The following is a 22,982-nucleotide window of genomic DNA, read 5'->3' as shown; positions in this document are numbered from 1 at the left end:
CTAGCCTTCGACGAACTCGGCGAGTTGTGCGATGACGGTGCCCCAACCGTCCTGGAAGCCGTACTCCTCGTGCATCTTTCGGTCCTCTTCGTTGCGGTGCATCACATGGGCGTGGTACTCGGTTCCGTCGGGGTGGTCGGAGAGGGTGATCGCCGCGGTCATGAACAGCTGCGGCGCCGGCCGCCACCCTTCGACGAGGGAGTTGGTGAACACGATGCGCTCACCGTCGTCGACGGCCAGGAAGCAGCCGTCGATGTGCGGCCCGAAGTCGCTACCTGATTCGCTGATCGAGGTTCGGAAGGCTCCGCCGGGTCGCGGGTCCCAACCGTCCACGCGACACAGCGCAGGCGCGGGAATCCACCATTTCTCGAACTTCGACGGGTCGATCCACGCACTCCACACTGCTGCGCGTGGAGCCTTGATCACGCGGGAAATGGTCAAGTCCAGGGAAGGATCGATCGGTGTCATTGCGCTTCACTTTCTTTCGAGGTGTCGGTGACGAACTGCTCGAGGCGATCGGTCCGGGATTCCCAGACCGCCCGCTGTTCCTGCAGCCAGTGGCCGGCCGCATCGAGGTTGGATCGCTCGATCGTGCACGCACGTACGCGGCCGACCTTGCGCGTGCGTATCCAGCCACTGCGCTCGAGCAGATGAATGTGTTTCATGAACGACGGCAGAGTCATGTCGAACGGTTCGGCAAGTTCGCCCACAGTGGCCGGTCCGGATCCCAACCGGCTCAACACTGCCCGCCGGGTCGGATCGGCCAGTGCCTGAAAGACATCGTCGAGAACGGTCGAATACTGAGCCATAAGGCACACTATCGCTCGATCAATACTTAGCGCAAGGGCTAAGTATGTGAGCGAGCTGCTGCGATCACGACCCCTACTGCGGCACAGCACTATTGGACCTTAAAAATTTCTGAGAACCTCCGAGAAACCCCTTGGCACTCTCAGGGTCAGAGTGCTAATTTTTGTCCTGCACAGTTGAGGAGCGACTCGCCACAGGGGTGAGCGCATCTGGGTACAGGAGGTGGTTGCTGTGCTTCGTTTCGATCCGTTCCGTGATGTCGATTCCCTCACCTCGGCAATGCTGGGTGCCTCTTCCGGTTCGGACCGCGCCCCGCGATTCATGCCGATGGACCTCTACAAGGTCGACGACCACTACGTCCTCAGTGCCGACCTACCCGGCATCGACCCCGGATCGATCGATGTCGACGTCGACCGCGGCACGTTGACGCTCACCGCTCATCGATCCGCTCCGGAAAGCACTGGTGTGCAGTGGATTACCTCGGAGCGATTCGCCGGCACCTTCCGTCGCCAGGTCTCTCTCGGTGACGGCGTCGATACCCAGCGCATCTCCGCGGCGTACGACAACGGCGTTCTGTCCATCACCATTCCCCTCGCCGAACGCGCGAAACCACGCAAGATCGACATCGCACACACCGAGCAGAAGTCCATCGAACACGAGTCGACCTGACCCGAAACGGACACCCGAACAGATCACGAAAACCATTGGGGTGATGCACTATGCCATCCGAGGCGGTGGTGTGGACGGAATCGACCTACCGTGAGCAGTGGTGGCGCACGGTGGTGGGCGTCGAGACGAGCATGAAGGAATGCTCGACGGCGGACGTGCTCGATCAGTGTCGAGCCGAGCCTCTCGACGACGATCTCTACCCGCACACACAGCACGCAGCCTGACGAGAAGGGCCGGTACCGAACACTCGGTGCCGGCCCTCCGTCATCGGAACCTCTACAGAGACAACGAGAAGAACGTGCTCGACGGATCCAGCACGTAGTCCCCGAACGGCGGACACTCGACGAATCCGTGGCGCGCGTACAGCCTGTGAGCCGCAGCGAAGTAGTCCTGAGTTCCCGTTTCCAGGCTCACCTTCGCGAACCCACGTCGCCTCGCGTTGTCCAGCGCGTGACCGAGCAAGCGCGACGCCACACCCTGGCCCCGCGCCGCCTCTGTGGTCCGCATCGACTTCAGCTCGGCATGATCGGGTGAGAGCTCCTTCAGCGCAGCGATTCCCAGCAGTACCTGTGCCTCCCAGGCCGTCCACACACTGACGTCCGGCCCGCGCAGACCAGACAGATCCAGGGCGTGTACACTCTCGGCAGGCGAGGTGGCGTGCATGTCCGCGAGATGCTCGGTGAGCAACGCACGCACTTGCGGACGCGACAGATCGTCGACCTCGATCCGCACGCCGGAACTCACCTGTTCATGAGCCTCTCGATGGCGTCGAACATCTTGAATCGTCCACTCGTCGGCACTGTTTCGATGTCGTGACCGGTGATGCCCCAGCTCGCCAACAGTGTGTTCGCGGCCTGCAGCCCGGTGGTGGCGGCACGTTCCATCAGCGCCACCGGCAGATCGATACGGATGCCATCGCCCGCAAGAACCAGTGCGGGTTCGGGGGTACGGACGGTGGGGCGCTCAGCGAACGCGCCGAGGCCGAACATGGGGCAGTCGTCACGCCACTCGGATCGCTCTGCGATCACCTCTGCATCAGCGGTTTCCGGATAGATCTCGTGCATCCGATCCATCAGCTGCTGACGCGTGACCTCCTCGGATTCCTCGGCGGCGTAGGCGTGCAGCTCGACGACGGAGCCGCCGGTGCGCGCAGCCCACTGCGCGGCCTCGTCCTCGAATCGTTCGAGCACGCTGATGTTGTCGATCGGCGGCATGCCACCGGTGCCGATGAAGGCGGGACGGTCGGCGTTGACTGCCTTGCTCAACCAGACGCGGTGCACCAGGAACGGCGGTGTGTTCTGCAGCGCAGCAACCTGTTTGCGCCAATCGGGCGTCCCGAGCTCGGGTGACTGCTCGAGTACTCGCTGCAATCCGGCGATGTCGGTCGCCAGTACCACTGCGTCGGCGTCGATGATGCCGCCTGCGTCGACGCGGAACTTCCGTAATCCACCGCGGCTGATCTCGCCGCACGGAGTGGAGGTTCTGATGTCGACTCCGAGTCCGGTGAGGTACTCCCCCAGCGGGTCCCACAGTGCCTGCGGATACGGGTCACGTGGAACGTCGAAGATCAGGCCCTCGGAGGAGCCGAGGAAGTAGATGTGGAACATCATGGCCAGCTCGGCGGCAGACATCTTCTCGGGATCGGCGAAGAAGCTTCGGGAGAACACTCCGAACGCCAGGTGTCGTGCGGCCTCGGGAAAGTTGATGTTGCGCAGAAACTCTGCGGCCGGAGTGGTGTCCAGCTCGTCGAAGGTCTTCGGCACACTCACCGTCATCAACGGCAGTGCCGCAATACCATTGAGGTCGGTGAGGTCCTTCCACCGGAACGTCGGACTACGCTTGACGAACGCGAAGGCGTTCAGTGGCGGCGTTTCGGGCAGGCCCTTGAATCCGTCGATCCGGCCGTCGCCGTCGATCAGTGGGTAGTCGTCCACCGGACGCAGCCGTGTCAACTCGGGGTCGGTGCGGCGGAGCAGGTTTCGCAGGTTGTAGTACTGCCGGAAGAACGCGTGGAAGCCGCGGCTCATGGTGGCGGGTGAGCCGTCCTCGAGCGTCGTGTCCCATCCGCCGACGCGGCCGCCGAGGTAGCTCTCGCGTTCGACCACGTGCACTTTCACTCCGCGCTCGGCCAGTGCGGTCGCAGCACTCAGCCCCGCGATACCACCGCCGACCACCACCACGTGCGGCACGTCCGCCAGCTGTGTGGCGTCGCAATACCCTTGCGTCGCAGCATGGGTGACTTTTTTGGAGTCGGTCAACGCTCTTCCTCCGTGGGACGAGAGCCGAGGAACGTGTGCACCACATCGTTCTGCCAACCGGTCATGGTCTCTCTGGCTACGCCGGTGTAGCCGGCTCGCTGCATCCGCCGCATGAAGGCCGAGGCACCGTCGAAGGTCACGACGCTGCGCCACAGATGCCGGTACAGAGTGGCGTCGCGTGTCGCCAGCCAGCCGAGCGGAATGATGATGCCCCAGCTCACCACGTTCCAGGAGATCCTGGCCCGGAGCGAATCGTGCACCGAGTACTCGTGGAACGCGATGGTCGAGCCCGGACGCAGCAGTGACAGAAGCGATTTCAGCTCGGTATCGGGATCGTCGACGTTCCTGATGAGGTACGCGGCGAGTATCGCGTCGAACGGACCGTCCACCCCGTTCATCGCCAGATCCTCGACGCGTGAGTGCACGAACGTCACGTTCGACGGCCAGTCCTTGCTCCGCGCGACCTCGAGCATCTCGGCCGACGCGTCGGCGGCGACGATCTCCGCATGCGGCGCGGCTTCGAGCAGCGCTGCAGTGGATGCGCCGGTGCCGCAACCGATGTCGAGCAGACGCAGGCCGGCACCCAGGTTCGGGATCCGCAGGCGCTTGGCCGACTTGAGCAGGTGGTCGTGATAACCGGGGTTCGCTCCGACGAGTCGGTCGTACGCCTTCGCGCCGACATCGAATGCCCCGGGAACTTCGTTGCGCGGCAGTCCGCTCTTACCGACCTTCACAGTGCCTCTTCCTTGCTGACGCGGGCCGAGGGCCCACCCTGGACCGATACGACATCACCGTGCTGCAACTGCCGTCCGCGCCGCACGTCGACATCCCCGTTGACACTGACCAAACCGTCGGCGATCACGCCCTTCGCCTCCGCACCGGATTCGATGAGGTTGGCGAGCTTGAGGAATTGACCCAATCTGATCGATTCGTCGCGGATGGGGACATCGTGTGCGTCGGACATGTCTCCATCCTGTACTAGCAAGCCGTTCGCTGCTACCAACCGGTCACATCGACGAACGGAACCGGCGCAAGCGCAGGCTGTTGCTCACCACGAACACCGAGGACAGCGCCATCGCGGCACCGGCGAGCATCGGGTTGAGCAGGCCCGCAGCGGCCAGCGGAACTGCAGCGACGTTGTAGGCGAAGGCCCAGAACAGGTTGCCCTTGATGGTGCTCAGCGTGCGTCGCGAGAGCCGGATGGCGTCGCCCACGGCCCGCAGATCACCGCGCACCAACGTCAGGTCGCTCGCCTCGATCGCCACATCGGTGCCCGTACCCATCGCAAGCCCCAGATCGGCCGTGGCCAGCGCGGCCGCGTCGTTGATCCCGTCACCGACCATCGCCACGACCTTGCCCGACGCCTGCAGCTCGGTGACGGCATCGACCTTGCCCGTCGGCAGGACACCGGCGATGACCTCGTCGATTCCCACCTCGGCGGCGATCGTGCGCGCGGCGGCCTCGTTGTCGCCGGTCAGCATGACGGGAGTCAGGCCGAGCGCTCGGAGTTCCGCGACGGCTTGCTTCGACGTCGGCTTGACCGAATCGGAGACCACCAGCACTCCGCGAGCCCTGCCGTCCCAGCCGAGTGCGACGGCGGTCCGTCCCTGCCGTTCGGCGGCCTCGAAAGCATCTGCAAGCTCCGACGGCAGCGGCATCGACCAGTCGGCCAACAGCGAGCGCCGCCCGATGACCGCGGCGCGACCGCCCACGACACCCTGCACCCCGAGTCCGTCGAGGCTGGTGAATTCCTCGACGTTCATGGACTGGGTCGAACCCGCGATGGCGCGGGCGATGGGGTGCTCCGAACCCGATTCCAACGCTGCCGCCACGGCACGGACCACGTCCTCGTCCTCGCCGTCGGCCACGTGGACCGACTGCAGAGTCATCTCCCCGGTGGTGACGGTTCCGGTCTTGTCGAGTACGACGGTATCGACGCGGCGCGTGGATTCGAGGATTTCCGGGCCCTTGATCAGGATGCCGAGTTGCGCGGCCCGTCCGGTGCCGACCATCAATGCAGTCGGTGTGGCAAGTCCGAGCGCGCACGGGCACGCGATGATGAGCACCGCGACCGCAGCGGTGAACGCACCGGCTGCGGAACTGCCTGCACCGAGCCAGAATCCGAGCGTCGCGACCGAGATCGCGATGACGATCGGCACGAAGATTCCGGAGATACGATCGGCCAAGCGCTGCGCCTGCGCCTTGCCGGTCTGCGCGTCCTCGACGGCCTTCGCCATCTGTGCGAGCTGAGTATCGGCACCGATTCGCTGTGCCCGCACGGTGATCCGGCCACCGACGTTGAGCGTCGCACCGACCACGGTGTCGCCGACGCCGACCTCCACGGGCACGGATTCGCCCGTCAGCATCGATCGGTCGACGGCCGAGGATCCACTCTCGACGGTGCCGTCCGTGGCCACCTTCTCGCCCGGACGAACGACGAACAGATCGCCGACGGCCAACTGCTCGATCGGAATCTGTTGTTCGTCACCGTCTTTCAGTACAGCAACCGTCTTGGCACCGAGGTCCATCAGGGCGCGCAACGCTGCACCGGCCTGACGCTTGGATCGGCTCTCGAACCATCGTCCGGCCAGGATGAAGGTGGTCACGCCGGCTGCGGCTTCGAGGTAGATGTTGCCGGCCCCGTCCGTTCGCGCGATCGTGAACTCGAACGGATGCGTCATACCCGGGGTGCCTGCGGTGCCGAAGAACAGTGCGTACAGCGACCACCCCAACGCCGCGAGGGTGCCCATGCTGACGAGGGTGTCCATGGTGGAGGTGCCGTGCCGCAGGTTGGTCCATGCGGCGCGGTGGAACGGCAACGCGCCCCACACGACCACGGGCGCGGCGAGAGTCAACGACAGCCATTGCCAGTTGGTGAACTGCAACGCCGGAATCATTGCCATCGCGATCACCGGCACACTGAGCACCGCCGAGACGATCAATCGCTGCTTCAACGGGTCGGTGGGAAGCTCGTCGACCGGTTCGGCCGCGGGCAGAGTCGCGGTGTAGCCGGCGGCTTCGACTGCCGCGATCAGGTCCTCGGTGGCCACGCCGTCACTGGTGACACGCGCCTTCTCGGTGGCGTAGTTGACCGTCGCCGATACCCCGTCGAGCTTGTTGAGCTTGCGTTCGATGCGGTTGGCGCACGACGCACAGGTCATGCCGCCGAGGATCAGTTCGGTTTCCTGGCTCATGACTGTCCCTCCTGTGCCTCGATGGTGAATTCGGCTGTGTGTACGACGCCCCCGTGCTGGAAGTCCAGGTAGGGCGCGTATGTTCCCGCGGTCGGCGCAGCCGCCGCGTCGTGCGAGTCGTGGTCGGTGTGCGAGTCGTGGTCGGTGTGCGACGCCACGGGGGGCGGGACGTCGGGTCCGATCTTGTCCCCGACGAACAGCGCCGCCAGGAACAGGAACGCGATCCCGACGACAAATCCGACGAGCTTGGTGGGTGCGTCGAGTTCCTGCCGTTCTGTGTTCACGGCACTACCCTACCCCCCCAGGGTATCTATCCGGTAGTTCCGAGTGCCATCTTGTAGCCGACGTGGGAGTCGACGAAGCCGAGACGGGTGTAAAAGCGATGGGCGTCCGTTCGAGTGGCGTCGGACGTCAACTGCACCAGAGCACACCCCCGTCGCTCGGCCTCCGCGATCGCCCACCTGATCAGCGCACCGCCGAGCCCCCGGCTGCGCCACCGCGCGTCCACCCGAACTGCTTCGATCTGCGCCCGCAATGCGCCCCCTCGGGCAAGCCCGGGAATGACGGTCAACTGCAGCGTTGCCACTACCTCGTCACCGTGCACCGCCACGACCTGCAGGTTCCGTGGGTCCGAGGAGATGTCCTCGAACGCGGCGCGATACCGATCCATGTCATCGGCGCGCTCCCGAGTGACACCGAGCGGGTCGTCGAGCAGTAATGCCACGATCGATTGGAGGTCCGACGCCACCGCCTCACGCACCGAGCAGCGGGTGCCGTCGGTCAGGTCGAATCCCGTCGATGTCATTCGAGGATGAAAAGCCATGCGTACGACGGTAAATGATGCGGTTTGTAACGCGAAGGACCCGACCGACGAAATCCCGGGTAACCCACTGGCAACTGCAGTCGGGATCAGTTCGGGCGGACATGATGGGGATCGAAAACATGAATGTTGGCAAGTCGAAGCGTGCGCGCGTCGCGTTGAGCGCGTTCGCGATCGGAGCCCTCGGTGCCGGAGTAGTTGTGGCCGCACCGTGGTCGTCTCCCTCCACGACCACCGAAGCATCCATCGAACTGGTGTCGACGGCCACCTGCTACGACATGGTCAGCATCGCGATCGGCGGCCGCGGCGACACCCCGCGCGAGGGCGTCAAGTGGCTCACCACCCCCGAGGGCGAGCGGCTCCCCGCAGCGATGTCCGGCGACTACTCCAGCGACTGGATCGACCAGGCCGTGCGTGCCCCCAACAACGGCAACGTGGTTCCGGACTCCTACGCCGCGGTGTACGTCGAGTACCCGGCCGACCTGGCGAGCTACGAGAACGCCGTGCAGACCGGCGTCACCAACTCGCAGACCATCATGAGGACGATCACGGCGTCCTGCCCCGACACTCGATTCGCCATCGTCGGCTACAGCGAGGGCGCAGACGTTGCCCGCCGCACCGCGATGGAGGTCGGCAACCAGGTCGCCGGAACCGACGGCAAGTACGGAATCGTCGACCCCTCCCAGGTCGTCGGTGTCGTCATCTTCGCCGACGCCGGCCGCGTCGCCGGGGAGGGCCCGTTCCCCGGTGCCGAGAACCCGTTCAGCAATCCGGACGGCTTCGACACCCGGTACCAGAACGGCAACAACGCAATTCCCGGCCAGGGAGCACTCCCCGGCACGTCCGGCGGATTCGGAGCGCTCGACGGTCGAGTGGCGTCCTTCTGCTCCGACGGCGACCTCACCTGCGCACTGCCCGCCAACACGTCACTGATTCACCTCGCCGCCAACGTCGGTCGCCAGGTCAACGCCGACGCGCTGCAGAACGAGAACCTCACCCCCGCCACCGGTGCCGATCTGGCGCTGGCCCTGGGACGCATCGCCGTCAATGCCTTCAACGACATTGCCTCGCAGCCCGACTGGATGCAGAGCGACGAGACGTTCCTCGACGTGTTGATCAAGGTGTCCGAGCCCGGCTACAAGCCCGGCGCAGTGACCACACCGGTCGCGGCCAAGGTCGACGGCGAGCAGGAGCCCATCGAGACCGGTCAGATGGTCGACATGGTGTACCTGCCGCAGAAGATCTTCAGGGAGATCACCGGTTTCATCTCCTCGAATCAGAACACCATTCCCGTCGTGATGAACGACCCGTACGGCCTCACCCTGGCACCCGGATCGGGACACCACTTCGACTACTGGCGCAACGCCGATCCCGCCAACGGCAAGCCGCTGACCTCGGTGCAGTACGCCGCGGCCTGGTTGACGCAGCTGGCGGAGCAGGCCAACAGGGGCGAGCCGGTGAAGACCAAGGAGGTGCAGGAGAAGGCTGGACGTGCAGCGATCGAAACGATCGTCGCACCTGTGACCACGTCGGCAACGGCAACTCCGAAGGCGACGACGACCGCCCCGGCAACCTCGACGCCCGTCGTGACCACCACCGTCCCGGTTGTACCTGCACCCGTCACCACCGCCGAGACGCCGGCACCCGCCGTCGTCGAGACGACCCCCGAGTGCACGATCCCCGTCGACGGTGAAACCCCCGTCGAGGGAGCACCGCCGGTCTGCGTCACCCCGACGGCAACCGACGCCGAGGTAGCACCGGAGTCCGTCGTTACGACCACCGAGGTTGTACCTGCGCCGTAGTCCATTGCGTGCAGAACGCTCACGAGCCCGTCCACCGCAGTCATCGGGTGGGCGGGCTCGTGTGGTTTCGCATCGAGCGGTTTGCAGTCGAATTCACCGGACTCAGGTACCCGCGATTCGTTCCCAATCAGAACGACTCTGGACCCGATCTTCCACATGCACCATGACAGTCGCCAGCGGTACCGCCACGACCAACCACAACAGCGGGGACAGCGGCAGTCCTACCCGGCCGAGCTTCGCGGGGATAGCCGCCGTCGGTAGCTACCGCGCCGCCGGGTTCTGGGTGGGTCTGCGCATCAACAGCACGCAGGCAACCGTCACCACTGCAACGACCACGAGCCCGGCCACCGACAGCATCAGGTGGTCGGGCTCGCTCGTGCGGGTGGCCACTGCGTCGGTAGACGATGACAGACCCGGCTGATAGCTCGCGGCGTACACCGTCACCGGCAGGGTCATGGTGAACAGCGCGGGCAACGCGACGGCAAGCGAGCCCGGCGCAGTCGACAGTGTGGACGCCACCGCATACGCGACGACGAACGGCAGAGCGAACTGCGACACCGGCGGCAGAGCGACGTAGCCCTCGATCAGAGCTGCACCGGCAACGAGGAGCAACCCACCCAGTCCGACGTACAGCTGCGGCCAGCGGTAGCCGATCCCCGCCCCGACGACCAGCAACGCGGCACTCACGGCCAATTGCAGCGAATCCTCGACGGCGAATCCCATCGACCCGATCGTGGCCGACGCGAACAGCACCAGCAGTACGCGCCCGTCCCGCCCGGGGAATGCGAACGCCGCCACCACCGCAAGAACGGCCATACCGGCGAGCGCACCGAACCAGACGGCGTCCCCACTGTCGTGGCCGCCGGCGAACCAACTCAGAACACCGGCAGCTACGGGCAGCGGAAGTCCGACCAGCAGAGTCCGTCGGGTCTCGTGCGACTGCAACGCCACATCGCGGTGTGCCAGGAACAGCGAGAGCGCCCCACCCAGTGCCGCAATCACCATGATGATCGCCCGCTCCGGAACCACCGCGTCCTCGGCACCGACGACATCCCACACGAACACGGGACCGTCGTCGACTTGCAGCAGGGCATCCAGCGCTGTGCCGAGAAGACCGGCTCCGATCGCGGCGACGGCCAGCGATGCCTGCGCTCCGCGATGCCGCCCCGCGAGTACGGCGGACGCGCCGAGCAGGGCGCCTGCTCCCACTGCGCCGGCCCAGTCGCCGAACATTCCGGTCACCATGCCCACTGTCCGGAACAGGACGACGAGTACTGCTCCGATCGCCACGACGAGCACACCGCGCGCACTCGAACGCGCGAGCGCGACGCTGGTCAGGCACGCGGTCAGCGCGAGGACGGTGAGCCCGTTGACGATCGTTGCCAGTGAACCGAATTCGGCCGTGCTGCTCAGCAGGGAGTCGAAGGGTCGGATATCACCGATCGCATAGCCGACGGTCAGCCCGGCCAGGAGCATCGACAGTACTTTCATACTGTCGATCATGCCGTCAGCCGAACTTCACTCCCTGTGCCAGGGGCAGTTCGTTCGAGTAGTTGACCGTGTTCGTAGCTCGCCGCATGTAGGCCTTCCACGCGTCCGAACCGGATTCACGGCCCCCACCGGTTTCCTTCTCGCCGCCGAAGGCACCGCCGATCTCTGCGCCGGAGGGGCCGATGTTGACGTTCGCGATGCCACAGTCCGAGCCGGCAGCGGACAGGAAGCGCTCCGCCTCGCGGAGGTCGGTGGTGAAAATCGACGACGAAAGACCCTGTGGCACATCGTTGTGCAGTGCGATTGCCTCGTCGAGGGTGTCGTACGTCAGCACGTACATGATGGGCGCGAACGTCTCGTGCTTGACGATGTCGGTCTGCGCGGGCATCGTCACGATCGCGGGCTGAACGTAGAACGAGTACTCGTCGACCACATTCACCCTCTCCCCGCCGACGACGACCGTTCCACCGTCGGATATCGCGGTCTCGAGTGCCTTCTGGTACCCCGCGTAGGCGCTGGCATCGATCAGTGGACCTACCAAAGTGTCGGTGGCCAAGGGAGATCCGATGGAGAGCGTCTCGTATGCCGCGACCAGCTTGCCGACCAGTTCGTCCGCGACAGAGGAATGCACGATGACGCGTCGCAGCGAGGTGCAGCGCTGACCGGCGGTTCCGGCGGCCGAGAACACCAGTCCACGCGTCGTCAGATCGAGATCGGCCGACGGCGTCACGATCGCTGCGTTGTTTCCGCCGAGTTCGAGCAACACTCGGCCGAATCGCTCGGCGACCCGAGGCGCGACGGCACGGCCCATTCTCGTCGAGCCGGTGGCCGACACCAACGCAACCCGCGAATCGTCCACCAACGCTTGGCCGGACGCGCGATCACCGACCACCAGCTGCGCGATCTTGGGGTCCACTCCCGCGGCAGCGGCGGCACGCTCGAACAGTGCCTGCACTCCGACTGCCGTCAATGGAGTCTTCTCCGACGGCTTCCAGATGACGGTATCGCCTGCGACGAGTGCGAGAGCGGTATTCCAACTCCACACGGCGACAGGGAAATTGAAGGCAGTGATGACACCGACGACACCGAGCGGGTGCCATTGCTCCATCATCCGATGCCCGGGCCGTTCGGTGGCGATCGTATTGCCGTACAGCTGACGCGAGAGTCCGACGGCGAAGTCGCAGATGTCGATCATCTCCTGCACCTCACCGAGCCCCTCGGAAACGATCTTTCCGGCCTCGATGGACACCAGCGCGCCCAGATCCTCCTTGTGTACGCGCAGCAGTTCTCCGAGTTCCCGGATCACCTGACCACGCACGGGGGCAGGCACCTGCGACCACGACACGAAGGCGGTGCGCGCGTCGGCTACGACGGTCTCGACATCGTCCGCCGAAGCCGACGCCAGCGACGCCAAGTTCCCTCCGGTGATCGGCGACCGCGCGATGATCGCGTCGGGTCCCGCGGGGCATCGAGCGCGATCGTGGCACCCAGCCGGTCGAGGATCGCGCGAGTGCGCACACTCAACTCGTCGTGGGTGATGGATGCAGACATGCGCGTACACCTTCCGTGAAGAGAACCGAACTGTCGGAGATCAGCCTACCGATGAGGGTCGCAACCGTATAATTTCCTGTTCTATGGACTTGCTTACGGAATTTTAACGCGTATCTTCGACGTTATGACGCAAGTATTACAGCGCACAGGAGCGACCATCGACGCCTCGACGGTTCGCGAGGTGATCGGTGAACACCTACTGGCCGACGGTTTCGAGCTGGTGTTGGACCTCGATGCCTCGACCGGGGCAACCCTGGTCGACGCCAGGGACAGCACCCGCTACCTGGACCTGTTCACGTTCTTCGCGTCCAACGCCCTGGGCATGAACCACCCCGCGCTGATCGACGACTCGGAGTTCCGGGCCGATCTGATGCAGGCAGCGATGAACAAGCCGAGCAACTCCGACATCTACACCGTCCCCATGGCTCGATTCGTCGACACGTTCGCGCGGGTCCTCGGTGACGCTCGCCTGCCCCACCTGTTCTTCGTCGAGGGCGGCGCACTGGCGGTGGAGAACGCGTTGAAGGTCGCCTTCGACTGGAAGTCACGCTGGAACGAGCGCCACGGCATCGATCCGTCGTTGGGCTCACAAGTCATGCACCTCGAGCACGCGTTCCACGGACGTTCGGGGTACACGATGTCTTTGACCAACACCGACCCGAACAAGGTCGCACGCTTCCCGAAATTCGACTGGCCGCGCATCCCGTCCCCCTTCATCAGATCCGATGCGAACATGGACGAACTCGAGGACGCCTCCTTGGCGGCGGCTCGGGTGGCGTTCGAGGCCAATCCGCACGACATCGCCTGCGCCATCATCGAACCCATCCAGGGCGAGGGCGGCGATCACCACTTCCGGCCTCGTTTCCTGCAGAAGTTGCGCGAGCTCTGCCACGAGTACGACGCCTTGTTCGTCATGGACGAGGTACAGACCGGAGCCGGAATGACCGGTACGGCATGGGCTTTCCAGCAGCTCGACGTCGTCCCCGATGTCGTCGCCTTCGGCAAGAAGGTTCAGGTCTGCGGCGTCATGGCCGGCGGTCGCGTCGACGACATCGACGACAACGTCTTCGCTGTCAGCTCCCGCATCAACTCGACGTGGGGTGGCAACCTCACCGACATGGTGCGGTCGCGTCGGATCCTGGAAGTCGTCGAGGCCGACAACCTCATCGAACGAGCCGGAGCACTCGGCGCGGTACTGCTGAAGCAGTTGCAGGAGTTGGCAACTCGACACACAGTTGTATCCGAGGTCCGTGGCCGCGGGCTGATGTGCGCCTTCTCCCTGCCCGACGCCTCCACCCGCGACCGAGTGATCGAACTGTTGCGTACCGAAGAACATGTACTGGCGCTCGGCTGCGGCGACGCAGCAGTGCGATTCCGTCCTGCACTGACGATCACCGAAGCCGAGCTGACCCAGGCAGTCGACTCCATCGACCGGGTGCTGGGCATGCTCTAGCGCTCGGGCTCGATATCCTTGTGCGCCAATCGAATCTGTGACGTCGGGATGATGCCTGGACGGAAGTAGAAGTTCTCCGGCGACTGCACGAGATCACCGTCTTCGACTCCGCTGACCTCCCAGACATCGACCGGTCCACCTGTGTTGTTCATGCCCACGAACCAATCACGTTCCCACGCATCGGCGGCCAGAAAGCAACCTTCCTGCTCGGGCTGGTGGCTACCGGCAATACCGCGAGCGGCACCCATTCGACGCCAGTCGAGTCCGTGCCGCCGAATCGACTCACGGTTGAGCACCGAGGTCACGTGATAGCGAATGGTCATCGGCAAAAAATAGCAACGGAAACTGGCCGGGTACAGCGATTATCGGCCCCTCCACAATCCCGTGTCAGGCAATTCTTGACAACACGTCCTTCTGCTGTCAGGCTTTTCCTGACACAGGAGGTAGTCCATGGATCCCATCACCCTCGCAACCGAGGCAGATATCACCGCTGCAACGCGGGCCGTCGTGACGGCAGCAGCCACCGAGGCCGGGAGCATCGCAGACGAGATCATCGGCACCGGCCCGCTGCCGGGCACACCGGAATGGGAGGCCGAGCAATCGACCGATCTGCCCGCACGACGGAGTATCGCGTGGCATCTACTGAGCCTGCGCGTGCAACTGGCAGCGGGCCTGGACGGCATCGAAACCGTTGTGGTGCTCCGTGTTCAGGGCGCAACGTGGGCGACGATCGGGATGGCCGTCGGAATGTCGCGGCAGTCGGCTCACGAGCGGTGGGGTGCCCGATCGGCGGCCGTTCTCGATCCGGTCGGCGACGGACTGCCCGAGATCGTCCCGAACGACAGCCCCGCGTGAACTACAACAGCATTCGCTCGGCGCCCACTGCCACGGCGTCGGCCGCTCGCTGGAGTGCAGCAGACGACAGCGACCATTGCTGCCAGTACAGCAACACGTCGTCGATTCCGTTGTCGTCGAAGCACTTCAGCGAGTCGCGGGCCTGCAGATCGGGAATCATGCCCCAGCCGAATCCCAGGTCGACGGCCCGCGCGTAGTCCGCGGACGCCGGCACCAGATGCCTCGGGGGCTCATGTGGTTCGACATCGAATCGCTGTAAGTAGTTGTCCTGCAACCGGTCGTCGGAATCGAAGACCACCACCGGCGCGGAACGCAAGGCCTCTGCGGTCACCCCCGCGGCGAACCACCGTTCGATGAACTCGGGGGTGGCCGACGGCCGGTAGCGCATCGCACCGAGGCGTCGAACGGTGCAGCCGCGAACCGGGTCGGCCACCGATGTTATTGCAGCGGAGACGATCCCGTCGTGCAGCAATTGCGCGGTCCGGTCCTGATCCTGTCGATGCAGATCGAAGGTCATCTGGGACGCCAGTGGAGCGAGCGCGGGCAATACCCAGGTCGCCATCGAATCCGCATTGACGGCAATCGAAATGGGCGCAGCGACACCGTCGTCACTCAGTTCTGCCCGAGTCTGCTCGGTGAGAGTGTCGATCTGGCGCGCCAAACGCAGCACTGCGACACCCGATTGGGTTGCCACCACCGGCTTGCTCCGCTGGACCAGAGTCCGGCCGAGCGACTGCTCCAAGGACTTGATGCGCTGACTCACCGCCGACGGCGTCACGTACAGCGCGCGAGCCGCGGCCTCGAAGGTCCCGCCGTCGACCACGGCCCGCAGGGCCCTGAGCTGCTCGATCTCCATTAGATGAAGCTACGCTAATTGTTCCTGAAATACATTCGCTGGACCTAATCCCAACTTGTTCCTAGCGTTGCCGTCATGACCTCCCTTGCCGCCGCACAATCGACCCTCACCGGACTGGGCGTCGGACTCTCCCTCATCGTCGCCATCGGAGCGCAGAACGCATTCGTACTGCGTAAGGGCCTACAACGCGCCCACGTACTGCCCGTGGTGGCAGTGTGCGCGCTGTCCGACGCGGTGCTCATCCTGGCCGGGGTGGCAGGAATCGGCGTTCTCGTGGACCGGTTTCCCGTCGCCCTGCGGGTCGTGACCGTCCTCGGTGCTCTGTTTCTCCTCGTCTACGGTCTGCTGGCGTTGAACCGCGCCCGAACGCCGGGTGCGATGACCTCTCAGGTGGAGGGAACGGGTTCTCTGATCGCAGCCGTCGCCACGTGCCTGGCTCTGACCTGGCTCAACCCTCACGTCTACCTCGACACCGTGGTGTTTCTCGGGTCGATCGGAAACCGTCAGCCGGGGGACCTGCGGTGGTGGTTCGCCGCCGGCGCGATGCTGGGCAGCGTGCTGTGGTTCACCGCCCTGGGATACGGATCGCGGGTGCTCAGTCCGCTGTTCGCGAGGCCGTCGGCGTGGCGAGTACTCGACCTCGGTATCGGAGTGATGATGCTGACCCTGGCTGCTCTGCTGGTTTTCGGCTGAACCACGACATTGACGTCCGGAGCACTTGATCCGCAGTACAACGAGTGATCTGATAGTCGCGAAAGACCGACCGCACGGTCTGACAACCCTGGAGGATTTCCGTGCCGTACCTCGGCTTGCTGATCATGCTGCTGTCGATCTTCTGCTTGATCGACGTCATCACCGCCGACGACTCGGGAATTCGCCACCTCCCGAAGATCGTCTGGCTGCTGCTCGTCATCGTTCTGCCGCTCGCCGGGTCTCTTGCGTGGCTCCTCGTCGGCCGGCCCGAGAACGGCGGCATCTGGGGTGGCAGCGGCGCATCCCGGACCGCGTCGGCCTACCCCGAGTACGACGCCAGACCCGGACGCGCCGTTGCCCAATCGCAGGAGAGCGACGAGGAATTCCTACGCCGTTGCCGCGCGCGTGCCGAGGAACAGCGCCGCATTGCCCGCGAGCAGCGCAAGAACGATTGAGACCATGGCCAAGCTGACCGTCTTTCCCGAACCGAACTCCGCCCTCTCCGATCCCGCTGACCTGTTTCGCGAGTACCTACGCTTCTATCGCGGCGAGTTGGTTCGGCGAATCACTGCGCTGAGCGAGGATGCCCTGAACTCCACGACAGTGCCGTCCGAGTGGACCCCACTGCAGATGCTCACCCACCTGGTGCACATGGAGCAGCGCTGGTTCGTCTGGGGATTCCTCGCCCGCGCAGTCGACGCACCGTTCGGTGACCAGAAGGACGGGTCGTGGCATGTGCCCTCCGATGCGGACGCCGAGACCCTGCTGCGCAGACTCGAGGACGGTGCCCGCCTCACCGAAGAGGTACTGAGCTCACACCGGATGGACGAATTGGCCACTCTCGGTGGGCGATTCACCGATGAAAGGCCGACTCTGAGTTGGATCTGCTTCCATGTACTCCAGGAATACGCCCGACACCTCGGCCACCTCGACGTCGCTGTCGAACTCGCCGGCGGGCCGAGAGGTGAAGAAACCGAGAGCTGACGCCTCAGACGTTCGCGTACAGATCGACGGTGGTGCCGTCGGGGTCGTGCACGACGGCATAACGCTGTCCCCAGAACGCATCCCAGGGCTGCAGGTGACCGGTGTACCCAGCCGCGGTCACCGCTGCCCATGCGGCGTCCACCCCGTCGGGGGTACCGCAGTCGAAGGCGAGCGCAACGCGGTGGCCCCCGCTGGGCGGCGTCCACGTCGGATCGAACGAGGTGATGGTCGACGGCAGGTCGAACAACAAGCGAACGCCGCCGAGGTCCACTTCCACATGTTGCTCGACATCGGCAGTGGCCGGAATGTCCAGTCCCAGAACACGGTAGAACGCCAGAGCTGCGGCCATGTCGGCGACAATGATTTCGATTCCTGCGAGGCGAGGGTTCACGGGAAGAAGGTTAGACCTGTCAGCCCCAGTTCGCGGCATTCGTCAGACAGAAGGGATGCCCTGACGGGTCGAGCAACACCCGCCATGTCTCACCCGGCTGGTCCTCGGGCAGCGTCGCACCCAGATTCACTGCCGCACTCGCCGCGGCGTCGAGATCCTCGACCGCAAGATCGAAGTGAAACTGCTTGCTGCCGTTGGCATTGGGCCAGGCCGGAGGCCGATAGTCGTCGATGCGACCGAATCCGAGCGCACTGCTCGGCCCTTGCAGCATCGCGTAGTCCTTCTCCGCATGGACGACGCTCCAACCCAACAGCGACGACCAGAACGCGGAGCTGACCTCGGGATCTGCGCAATCCAGGGTGACCATCTTCAGGGTGGCAACGGGTGTCTCGGTCATGATGTTCTCCTCCTTGTGTCGGACCAGACTCCTACACTGACGCGCGTGCCGGATAGGAAAAGCGCGACAACCACCCAGTCCGGTGTCCTGCGGCCCGACAAGCTGGCGAAATTCGTCGACCTTCGACGGCTGCCGTGTGCCACATCCCTGGAACCGTGGGTCGAGAACTACTGGCAGCTGCAGTGGACTCTGCCGTCGGGCACGTCTCACAGCAGCTCGACGCTCCCCCACCCGGCCTGCACGTTGAGCGTCGAACACGGTTGGACCCGCGAGGGCGTCGTCGAGCCGGTCGTCGTGACGGGGGTGCTCACGCGCCGTTTCGACGTCGTTCTCGCCGAGTCCGGGTGGGTCTTCGGCGTCAAGTTCCGGCCCGGCGGCTACGCGAGTTTCACCGGAACCGTGGCAAGAACCCTGCGAGACGTCTCGGTCGCGCCACCGACCCCGTTCCGGTCCGAGACCGTCGCTGCACTGGCCGAGCTGGGTGGACATCTCGATGCCGACCACTGCCGAACCGTCGTCGACTCGGCTCTCGCGCCCTATGCCCGTGACGTGGAACCGGAGTACGAGACCGTCCTGGGCATCATCGCGACGATGCTGCGCGACCGGACGCTGGTTCGCGTCGCACAGGTGGAACAGCGGTGCGACATCGGCACTCGTCGACTGCAACGGCTGTTCGAGCGCTATGTCGGAGCGACGCCCAAATGGGTACTCGGGCGCTATCGGATTCACGACGCCCTCAGCGAGCTGGACAACGGCTACTCGGGTCCGCTGGCAGACCTGGCCGCCCGATACGGCTGGTTCGACCAGGCTCACTTCACTCGGGAGTTCACCGAATTGGTCGGAATGCCGCCGAGCGCGTACCAACCCTGAGTAACGCCTTCGTCACGCAATGCGACTTTTACCGATTCGTTTGGCACAGTATCCCGCGGTGCTCGAGGAGCATCTCGGTGAGGAACAGCAGCACAGAGGAAGAGTGGGCTTCAACGCATGATCAACATTCTCGTCGCCGGTGGAATCGCGTTGGCGGTCTCGATTCTGTTGACTCCATTTCTCATCGCGCTGTTCACCCGGCAGGGCTTCGGCCAGGAGATCCGCGTCGAAGGTCCGGCAAGTCACCACGCCAAGCGAGGAACGCCGACGATGGGCGGCGTCGCGATCATCGTCGGCCTGTGGGCCGGTTACCTCGGCTCCCACCTGGTCACGATGGGCGGCGATGGACCGTCGGCTTCGGCGTTGTTGATACTCGCTCTCGCGACGGCACTCGGCGTCGTCGGATTCCTCGACGACTACATCAAGCTCCGCATGAAGCGAAGCCTCGGACTCAAGGCCACCGGCAAATACGTCGGGCAGATCAGTGCAGCGGTCATCTTCGCCGTGCTGGCGCTGCAGTTCCGCAATGGGAACGGGCTGACGCCGGGCAATGTCGAACTGTCGCTGGTGCGCCAATCCACGTTCTTCACCATGGCCCCGATCGTCTTCGTGCTGTTCTGTGTCTTCCTCGTCGTCGCGTGGTCCAACGCGGTCAACCTCACCGACGGTCTCGACGGGTTGGCGGCGGGCTCGATGACACTCGTCCTCGGCGCGTACACGGTGATGACGTTCTGGCAGTACCGGCAATCCTGCGCCACCAACTCCGTCGCCGGGTGCTACCAGGTGCGCGATCCACTCGACCTCGCCGTCGTCTGCGCCGCGGCCGCCGGTGCCTGCATCGGATTCCTCTGGTGGAACGCCGCTCCGGCCAAGATCTTCATGGGCGACACCGGCTCCCTCGCCCTCGGCGGACTGCTCGCAGGCCTGTCGATCGTCAGCAAGACCGAGCTGATCGCCCTCGTCTTCGGAGCCCTGTTCGTGGCCGAAGTTGCGTCCGTCGTCATCCAGGTCGCGTCGTTCAAGAGCACGGGCAAGCGGCCGTTCCGAATGGCACCGATCCACCACCATTTCGAGCTGGCAGGCTGGGCGGAAACAACGGTCATCATCCGACTGTGGTTGTTCGCTGCCATCGCGTCGGCACTGGGGCTGGGGTTGTTCTACAGCGAGTTCCTCGCGGCCGTCGGCTGACCTCTACGATTCTGGGATGACTGACGAACTGTCTCCGGTTGCCAAGGTCGACGCACTCGCCGCCGAGCTGGAAGATCTCGATGCTCGACGCGTCGCCATCGGGGTCGAACTCGTCAACCTTCAATTCGGTCTCGACGGAGACGCCAAAATCCGTGCGACGGAGGTTTTCCACAGCGACTACCTGGGACGACTGTTCGCACTGGTCGACGAACTACGCACTGACGAGTAGCGCCTCAGGGCGCGACGATGCAGCCCGGTCCGAGCGGAGTGGCCGGGTTGACGGTGACAGTGCGAATCGGGCCGCCCGCTGACGTTTCGTAGGCCACCAACGAGTGCTCGCCCGGTGCAGTCGGGGTCCACAGCGTGAATTTGTGGCCGAGAACTACCGGCGTGCTGAAGTACGGATCGACGTTCCACGCCAGTTCCTCGGGGAACATGACCGACTCGTTCGTGTAGTCCTGGATATCGACCCGCGGGCCGCTCAGTGTGTCGGTCCGAGCCACGACGAGATATGTGCACCCCACCCCGAACTGCGTTGTGGGACCGGAACTGAGCCCGGGCAGGATATCGAGGCTCACGACCTCCGCCGACGCCGCTGGAGCAGCCCAACACGCGGTCGCGACAAGAGCAGTCGATATGAAGGCCAGGCGACGAAGACGCTTCGATGTGGTCACACCAGGTGGTCGGTTCGCTCGACGATCTCGTTACACCCCCGATTCAATCGGACTCGGAACGAGACACGACGACCAGTCGAAAATCCCTCAGCGACAGAGTGAATGCCGCCAACGCAGCAACAAGCACACCGCCGACCGGAAACACCAACCACGGATCGCCGATGGTGGGGGTGAAAGACGATGCTTCGTCAACTCGTGTGATGTACGACGTGTCCGAGACGTATGTGTCCGACACTGAACTACCAATCGACGTCCAGCCGAAGTCAGCTGCAGGAGGCGAGTTGATCTCGATACTCAACGGATGCTCCCACGACCAATTCGACGCGGCTTCGGTTGGTTGCGGTGGCCAATGCGTCCAGGCGAGTGCACTGCCCGCTCCCAGTGCCGCACCCACGACGATCAACAATGCGAACAGGTGGAATCGGCTGCGCTGACGATCCTGGACGATGCGCAGACCCGAATCGACCAGAAACGAGGCCACCACCAGACCCACCGCCAGTCCCGCTGCGACGAGATAGAGCGTCATCGGGAACCAACTCGGCCGAATGTTGGTCACGCCCAGCTCCTGCGGATCGGCTACGGCGACATGCCAGACCACCGCTGCGGCAGCGCCTGTCGAGGCACCGACAGCGGCGAGCACGGCGACCAGCTTCTTCCCCGATGGGCTGTCCACGGTCGGGACTCTACCCACGAGATCCGAAGGGAACTCGGTGGCATCGGAGGAGAACTCGCGTTACGGTGTGTCGGTGAGTTCGCCCGAGGCATCCAGATCAGAGCTACCGGCACCCCGGTAGCTCGAGAAGCCAGACGCGCTCGACTACGAACCACTCGGTGAGCACCCGTGTGCCGGTCCAACTGTCCAGGACCCGTCGCACATTCGGAGCACATTCATGCCACCGCTCGTATTCTTGCTTGCCACCGCAGTTTTCGCCCAGGGGACTTCCGAGTTCCTGCTGGCCGGGCTGCTACCCGACATCGCCGCCGACCTCGACACCACTGTGCCCTCAGCGGGGTTGCTGACATCGGCCTTCGCTGTCGGCATGGTCGTCGGTGCCCCCACGATGGCTGTTGCTACACGACGCCTACCACCCCGTCTCGCCTTGACTGCCTTCTTGGTTGTCTTCATTGCCATGCACGTGATCGGTGCAACGACAACAAGTTACGCGGTCCTGTTCGTTTCCCGGATCGTCGCAGCATTCGCCAACGCGGGCTTCCTTGCGGTCACCTTGGCGACGGTCACGGCGTTGGTGACACCCGACCGGATCTCGCGGGCAGTCGCAATGATCCTCGCCGGCACAACACTCGCACTGGTTCTCGGCGTACCGGCCGGCACGTTGGTCGGAACACTTCTCGACTGGCGCGCGGCTCTGTGGGCAATAGCGTTGCTCTCGGCACCCGCATTGATCGCCGTGGCCATCGCCGCACCTGACCGCAGGACCCATCGAGCAGACATCTCGCTGACAACCGAATGCACTGCCTTGCGGAACCGTTCGCTGATCCGCGTCCTCGCTCTCTGTGCTCTGATCAACGGTGCCACATTCTGTTCGTTCACTTACCTGGCTCCGATCGTCACCGAACGCACAGAACTGCGTCCGGCATCGGTTCCCCTGGTGCTTGCACTTTTCGGAGCCGGCGCTCTGTGCGGAGTGTGGGCCGCTGGGAAGTACGCGGACCGATACGCTTCCCGGATCGTCTCGGTCGGCGGCCTGGCACTTCTCGGCGGCTGGTGCTGCTTCGGTCTCCTGGCGCAGTTGCCGACGGCTGTTCTACTGCTTGCGTTCGTTCAAGGCGGTTTGTCGTTCGCCCTAGGAAGCACCCTGGTCGGTCAGGTGATGCGCACAGCAGTCCACGCACCGACCATGTCGGGCTCATTCGCAACAGCGAGCCTGAATGTCGGTGCGGCCGCAGGCCCGGCCCTCGGCGGATGGGCATACGGCTCCACCCTCGGCACGGTTGGACCACTCGCCGTCAGTGCAGCGTTGGTGGCAGTGGCGCTGATCCTGACTCGCTCTTGACCTGAAGCTCGGTT

Annotated in this window: 28 protein-coding genes and 1 pseudogene; 12 read left to right on the top strand and 17 right to left on the bottom strand. The window is 64.6% G+C overall.

Going from position 1 to position 22,982, the window contains the following annotated elements:
• Positions 1 to 468, bottom strand: a complete 468-nt coding sequence (locus tag AYK61_RS17265) for an SRPBCC family protein (RefSeq protein ID WP_121871705.1) — start codon at positions 466 to 468, stop codon at positions 1 to 3.
• Positions 465 to 809 (bottom strand): helix-turn-helix transcriptional regulator, encoded by a 345-nt coding sequence (locus AYK61_RS17260; RefSeq protein ID WP_121871704.1) that lies wholly within the window; start codon positions 807 to 809, stop codon positions 465 to 467. The genes AYK61_RS17265 and AYK61_RS17260 overlap by 4 nt, the downstream gene beginning before the upstream one ends.
• Positions 810 to 1,038: 229 nt before the next feature.
• Here AYK61_RS17260 and AYK61_RS17255 point away from each other — a divergent pair, with 229 nt between their 5' ends.
• Together AYK61_RS17255 and AYK61_RS27375 are read left to right on the top strand one after the other, a co-directional pair.
• On the top strand, positions 1,039 to 1,476 hold the full coding sequence (locus tag AYK61_RS17255; RefSeq protein WP_121872839.1) for an Hsp20/alpha crystallin family protein: 438 nt from the start codon (positions 1,039 to 1,041) through the stop codon (positions 1,474 to 1,476).
• Between the two features lie 50 nt (positions 1,477 to 1,526).
• Positions 1,527 to 1,700: a hypothetical protein gene (locus tag AYK61_RS27375; RefSeq protein ID WP_183130327.1), complete on the top strand. Its 174-nt coding sequence runs from the start codon at positions 1,527 to 1,529 to the stop codon at positions 1,698 to 1,700.
• A gap of 52 nt (positions 1,701 to 1,752) precedes the next feature.
• Here the strand turns inward: AYK61_RS27375 and AYK61_RS17250 are convergent, their stop codons facing one another.
• From AYK61_RS17250 to AYK61_RS17220, 7 genes are read right to left on the bottom strand one after another with little or no spacing between them, the layout of a single operon-like run.
• Positions 1,753 to 2,208, bottom strand: coding sequence for a GNAT family N-acetyltransferase (locus tag AYK61_RS17250; RefSeq protein WP_183130326.1), 456 nt, complete (start codon positions 2,206 to 2,208; stop codon positions 1,753 to 1,755).
• 8 nt (positions 2,209 to 2,216) lie between these two features.
• Complete coding sequence (locus tag AYK61_RS17245) at positions 2,217 to 3,734, bottom strand: NAD(P)/FAD-dependent oxidoreductase (RefSeq protein WP_121871703.1); 1,518 nt, start codon at positions 3,732 to 3,734, stop codon at positions 2,217 to 2,219.
• Positions 3,731 to 4,468, bottom strand: a complete 738-nt coding sequence (locus AYK61_RS17240) for a class I SAM-dependent methyltransferase (RefSeq protein WP_121871702.1) — start codon at positions 4,466 to 4,468, stop codon at positions 3,731 to 3,733. Before AYK61_RS17240 ends, AYK61_RS17245 begins: the two co-directional genes overlap by 4 nt.
• On the bottom strand, positions 4,465 to 4,698 hold the full coding sequence (locus tag AYK61_RS17235; RefSeq protein ID WP_032397061.1) for an RNA-binding S4 domain-containing protein: 234 nt from the start codon (positions 4,696 to 4,698) through the stop codon (positions 4,465 to 4,467). The genes AYK61_RS17240 and AYK61_RS17235 overlap by 4 nt, the downstream gene beginning before the upstream one ends.
• A 43-nt stretch (positions 4,699 to 4,741) precedes the next feature.
• Positions 4,742 to 6,928, bottom strand: coding sequence for a cation-translocating P-type ATPase (locus AYK61_RS17230; protein WP_121871701.1), 2,187 nt, complete (start codon positions 6,926 to 6,928; stop codon positions 4,742 to 4,744).
• Entirely contained in the window at positions 6,925 to 7,212 is a 288-nt protein-coding gene (locus AYK61_RS17225) for a hypothetical protein (protein ID WP_121871700.1), read from the bottom strand. The genes AYK61_RS17230 and AYK61_RS17225 overlap by 4 nt, the downstream gene beginning before the upstream one ends.
• A 26-nt stretch (positions 7,213 to 7,238) precedes the next feature.
• Positions 7,239 to 7,751, bottom strand: a complete 513-nt coding sequence (locus AYK61_RS17220; protein WP_259468103.1) for a GNAT family N-acetyltransferase — start codon at positions 7,749 to 7,751, stop codon at positions 7,239 to 7,241.
• Between the two features lie 104 nt (positions 7,752 to 7,855).
• Between AYK61_RS17220 and AYK61_RS17215 the strand changes: the two genes are divergently transcribed.
• A complete protein-coding gene (locus tag AYK61_RS17215; RefSeq protein ID WP_121872837.1) occupies positions 7,856 to 9,550 on the top strand; it encodes a cutinase family protein in 1,695 nt (564 codons plus the stop codon).
• Between the two features lie 261 nt (positions 9,551 to 9,811).
• On the opposite strand, the gene AYK61_RS17210 is transcribed toward AYK61_RS17215, so the two are convergent.
• Both AYK61_RS17210 and AYK61_RS17205 read right to left on the bottom strand, forming a co-directional pair.
• Positions 9,812 to 11,041, bottom strand: coding sequence for a hypothetical protein (locus AYK61_RS17210; protein WP_121871698.1), 1,230 nt, complete (start codon positions 11,039 to 11,041; stop codon positions 9,812 to 9,814).
• A 16-nt stretch (positions 11,042 to 11,057) separates the two neighbouring features.
• A pseudogene (locus AYK61_RS17205) lies at positions 11,058 to 12,592 on the bottom strand (aldehyde dehydrogenase family protein).
• Positions 12,593 to 12,716: 124 nt separating this feature from the next.
• On the opposite strand from AYK61_RS17205, the gene lat reads away from it, so the two are divergent.
• Entirely contained in the window at positions 12,717 to 14,045 is a 1,329-nt protein-coding gene (gene lat / locus AYK61_RS17200; RefSeq protein WP_121871697.1) for an L-lysine 6-transaminase, read from the top strand.
• Here the strand turns inward: lat and AYK61_RS17195 are convergent.
• Positions 14,042 to 14,368: a hypothetical protein gene (locus AYK61_RS17195; RefSeq protein WP_121871696.1), complete on the bottom strand. Its 327-nt coding sequence runs from the start codon at positions 14,366 to 14,368 to the stop codon at positions 14,042 to 14,044. The two genes, lat and AYK61_RS17195, sit on opposite strands and share 4 nt — an antisense overlap.
• A gap of 127 nt (positions 14,369 to 14,495) precedes the next feature.
• On the opposite strand from AYK61_RS17195, the gene AYK61_RS17190 reads away from it, so the two are divergent.
• A complete protein-coding gene (locus AYK61_RS17190) occupies positions 14,496 to 14,900 on the top strand; it encodes a hypothetical protein (RefSeq protein WP_121871695.1) in 405 nt (134 codons plus the stop codon).
• Between the two features lies 1 nt (position 14,901).
• Here the strand turns inward: AYK61_RS17190 and AYK61_RS17185 are convergent, their stop codons facing one another.
• The gene (locus tag AYK61_RS17185) at positions 14,902 to 15,756 is read right to left on the bottom strand and encodes a LysR family transcriptional regulator ArgP (protein WP_121871694.1); all 855 of its coding nucleotides are present in this window, start codon (positions 15,754 to 15,756) and stop codon (positions 14,902 to 14,904) included.
• A 75-nt stretch (positions 15,757 to 15,831) separates the two neighbouring features.
• On the opposite strand from AYK61_RS17185, the gene AYK61_RS17180 reads away from it, so the two are divergent.
• The 3 genes from AYK61_RS17180 to AYK61_RS17170 all read left to right on the top strand — a co-directional run bounded on the left by AYK61_RS17180 (position 15,832) and on the right by AYK61_RS17170 (position 17,433).
• Positions 15,832 to 16,449, top strand: coding sequence for a LysE/ArgO family amino acid transporter (locus AYK61_RS17180; protein ID WP_121871693.1), 618 nt, complete (start codon positions 15,832 to 15,834; stop codon positions 16,447 to 16,449).
• A gap of 101 nt (positions 16,450 to 16,550) precedes the next feature.
• Positions 16,551 to 16,904: a PLD nuclease N-terminal domain-containing protein gene (locus AYK61_RS17175; RefSeq protein WP_121871692.1), complete on the top strand. Its 354-nt coding sequence runs from the start codon at positions 16,551 to 16,553 to the stop codon at positions 16,902 to 16,904.
• 4 nt (positions 16,905 to 16,908) lie between these two features.
• Positions 16,909 to 17,433: a DUF664 domain-containing protein gene (locus AYK61_RS17170; RefSeq protein ID WP_121871691.1), complete on the top strand. Its 525-nt coding sequence runs from the start codon at positions 16,909 to 16,911 to the stop codon at positions 17,431 to 17,433.
• A gap of 4 nt (positions 17,434 to 17,437) precedes the next feature.
• Here the strand turns inward: AYK61_RS17170 and AYK61_RS17165 are convergent, their stop codons facing one another.
• Positions 17,438 to 17,824: a VOC family protein gene (locus AYK61_RS17165; RefSeq protein WP_121871690.1), complete on the bottom strand. Its 387-nt coding sequence runs from the start codon at positions 17,822 to 17,824 to the stop codon at positions 17,438 to 17,440.
• Positions 17,825 to 17,843: 19 nt separating this feature from the next.
• Entirely contained in the window at positions 17,844 to 18,221 is a 378-nt protein-coding gene (locus AYK61_RS17160; protein ID WP_121871689.1) for a VOC family protein, read from the bottom strand.
• 45 nt (positions 18,222 to 18,266) lie between these two features.
• On the opposite strand from AYK61_RS17160, the gene AYK61_RS17155 reads away from it, so the two are divergent.
• From AYK61_RS17155 to AYK61_RS17145, 3 genes are all read left to right on the top strand, one after another.
• Positions 18,267 to 19,091, top strand: coding sequence for a helix-turn-helix transcriptional regulator (locus tag AYK61_RS17155; RefSeq protein WP_259468102.1), 825 nt, complete (start codon positions 18,267 to 18,269; stop codon positions 19,089 to 19,091).
• 117 nt (positions 19,092 to 19,208) lie between these two features.
• Positions 19,209 to 20,279 (top strand): phospho-N-acetylmuramoyl-pentapeptide-transferase, encoded by a 1,071-nt coding sequence (gene mraY / locus AYK61_RS17150; RefSeq protein WP_121871688.1) that lies wholly within the window; start codon positions 19,209 to 19,211, stop codon positions 20,277 to 20,279.
• Positions 20,280 to 20,295: 16 nt separating this feature from the next.
• Entirely contained in the window at positions 20,296 to 20,508 is a 213-nt protein-coding gene (locus tag AYK61_RS17145) for an oxidoreductase (RefSeq protein ID WP_121871687.1), read from the top strand.
• Between the two features lie 4 nt (positions 20,509 to 20,512).
• On the opposite strand, the gene AYK61_RS17140 is transcribed toward AYK61_RS17145, so the two are convergent.
• Both AYK61_RS17140 and AYK61_RS17135 read right to left on the bottom strand, forming a co-directional pair.
• Entirely contained in the window at positions 20,513 to 20,857 is a 345-nt protein-coding gene (locus AYK61_RS17140) for a hypothetical protein (protein WP_237669082.1), read from the bottom strand.
• Positions 20,858 to 20,996: 139 nt separating this feature from the next.
• Positions 20,997 to 21,626, bottom strand: coding sequence for a hypothetical protein (locus AYK61_RS17135; RefSeq protein WP_121871686.1), 630 nt, complete (start codon positions 21,624 to 21,626; stop codon positions 20,997 to 20,999).
• Positions 21,627 to 21,843: 217 nt separating this feature from the next.
• On the opposite strand from AYK61_RS17135, the gene AYK61_RS17130 reads away from it, so the two are divergent.
• A complete protein-coding gene (locus AYK61_RS17130; protein WP_121871685.1) occupies positions 21,844 to 22,968 on the top strand; it encodes a Cmx/CmrA family chloramphenicol efflux MFS transporter in 1,125 nt (374 codons plus the stop codon).
• Positions 22,969 to 22,982 lie beyond the last annotated feature (14 nt).

It is taken from the genome of Rhodococcus sp. SBT000017 (assembly GCF_003688915.1).
Classification (GTDB): Bacteria; Actinomycetota; Actinomycetes; order Mycobacteriales; family Mycobacteriaceae; genus Rhodococcoides.
This window is presented reverse-complemented; position numbering and strand designations above follow the sequence as displayed.

Bases quoted from the DNA above. Each gene is read 5' to 3' on its own strand.
- AYK61_RS17145 (WP_121871687.1), top strand. From the start codon at position 20,296: ATGACTGACGAACTGTCTCCGGTTGCCAAGGTCGACGCACTCGCCGCC.
- AYK61_RS17215 (WP_121872837.1), top strand. From the start codon at position 7,856: ATGGGGATCGAAAACATGAATGTTGGCAAGTCGAAGCGTGCGCGCGTC.
- AYK61_RS17220 (WP_259468103.1), bottom strand. From the start codon at position 7,751: ATGGCTTTTCATCCTCGAATGACATCGACGGGATTCGACCTGACCGAC.
- AYK61_RS17230 (WP_121871701.1), bottom strand. From the start codon at position 6,928: ATGAGCCAGGAAACCGAACTGATCCTCGGCGGCATGACCTGTGCGTCG.
- AYK61_RS17265 (WP_121871705.1), bottom strand. From the start codon at position 468: ATGACACCGATCGATCCTTCCCTGGACTTGACCATTTCCCGCGTGATC.
- lat (WP_121871697.1), top strand. From the start codon at position 12,717: ATGACGCAAGTATTACAGCGCACAGGAGCGACCATCGACGCCTCGACG.
- AYK61_RS17180 (WP_121871693.1), top strand. From the start codon at position 15,832: ATGACCTCCCTTGCCGCCGCACAATCGACCCTCACCGGACTGGGCGTC.
- AYK61_RS27375 (WP_183130327.1), top strand. From the start codon at position 1,527: ATGCCATCCGAGGCGGTGGTGTGGACGGAATCGACCTACCGTGAGCAG.
- AYK61_RS17185 (WP_121871694.1), bottom strand. From the start codon at position 15,756: ATGGAGATCGAGCAGCTCAGGGCCCTGCGGGCCGTGGTCGACGGCGGG.
- mraY (WP_121871688.1), top strand. From the start codon at position 19,209: ATGATCAACATTCTCGTCGCCGGTGGAATCGCGTTGGCGGTCTCGATT.
- AYK61_RS17210 (WP_121871698.1), bottom strand. From the start codon at position 11,041: ATGAAAGTACTGTCGATGCTCCTGGCCGGGCTGACCGTCGGCTATGCG.
- AYK61_RS17235 (WP_032397061.1), bottom strand. From the start codon at position 4,698: ATGTCCGACGCACACGATGTCCCCATCCGCGACGAATCGATCAGATTG.
- AYK61_RS17195 (WP_121871696.1), bottom strand. From the start codon at position 14,368: ATGACCATTCGCTATCACGTGACCTCGGTGCTCAACCGTGAGTCGATT.
- AYK61_RS17170 (WP_121871691.1), top strand. From the start codon at position 16,909: ATGGCCAAGCTGACCGTCTTTCCCGAACCGAACTCCGCCCTCTCCGAT.
- AYK61_RS17130 (WP_121871685.1), top strand. From the start codon at position 21,844: ATGCCACCGCTCGTATTCTTGCTTGCCACCGCAGTTTTCGCCCAGGGG.
- AYK61_RS17160 (WP_121871689.1), bottom strand. From the start codon at position 18,221: ATGACCGAGACACCCGTTGCCACCCTGAAGATGGTCACCCTGGATTGC.
- AYK61_RS17190 (WP_121871695.1), top strand. From the start codon at position 14,496: ATGGATCCCATCACCCTCGCAACCGAGGCAGATATCACCGCTGCAACG.
- AYK61_RS17260 (WP_121871704.1), bottom strand. From the start codon at position 809: ATGGCTCAGTATTCGACCGTTCTCGACGATGTCTTTCAGGCACTGGCC.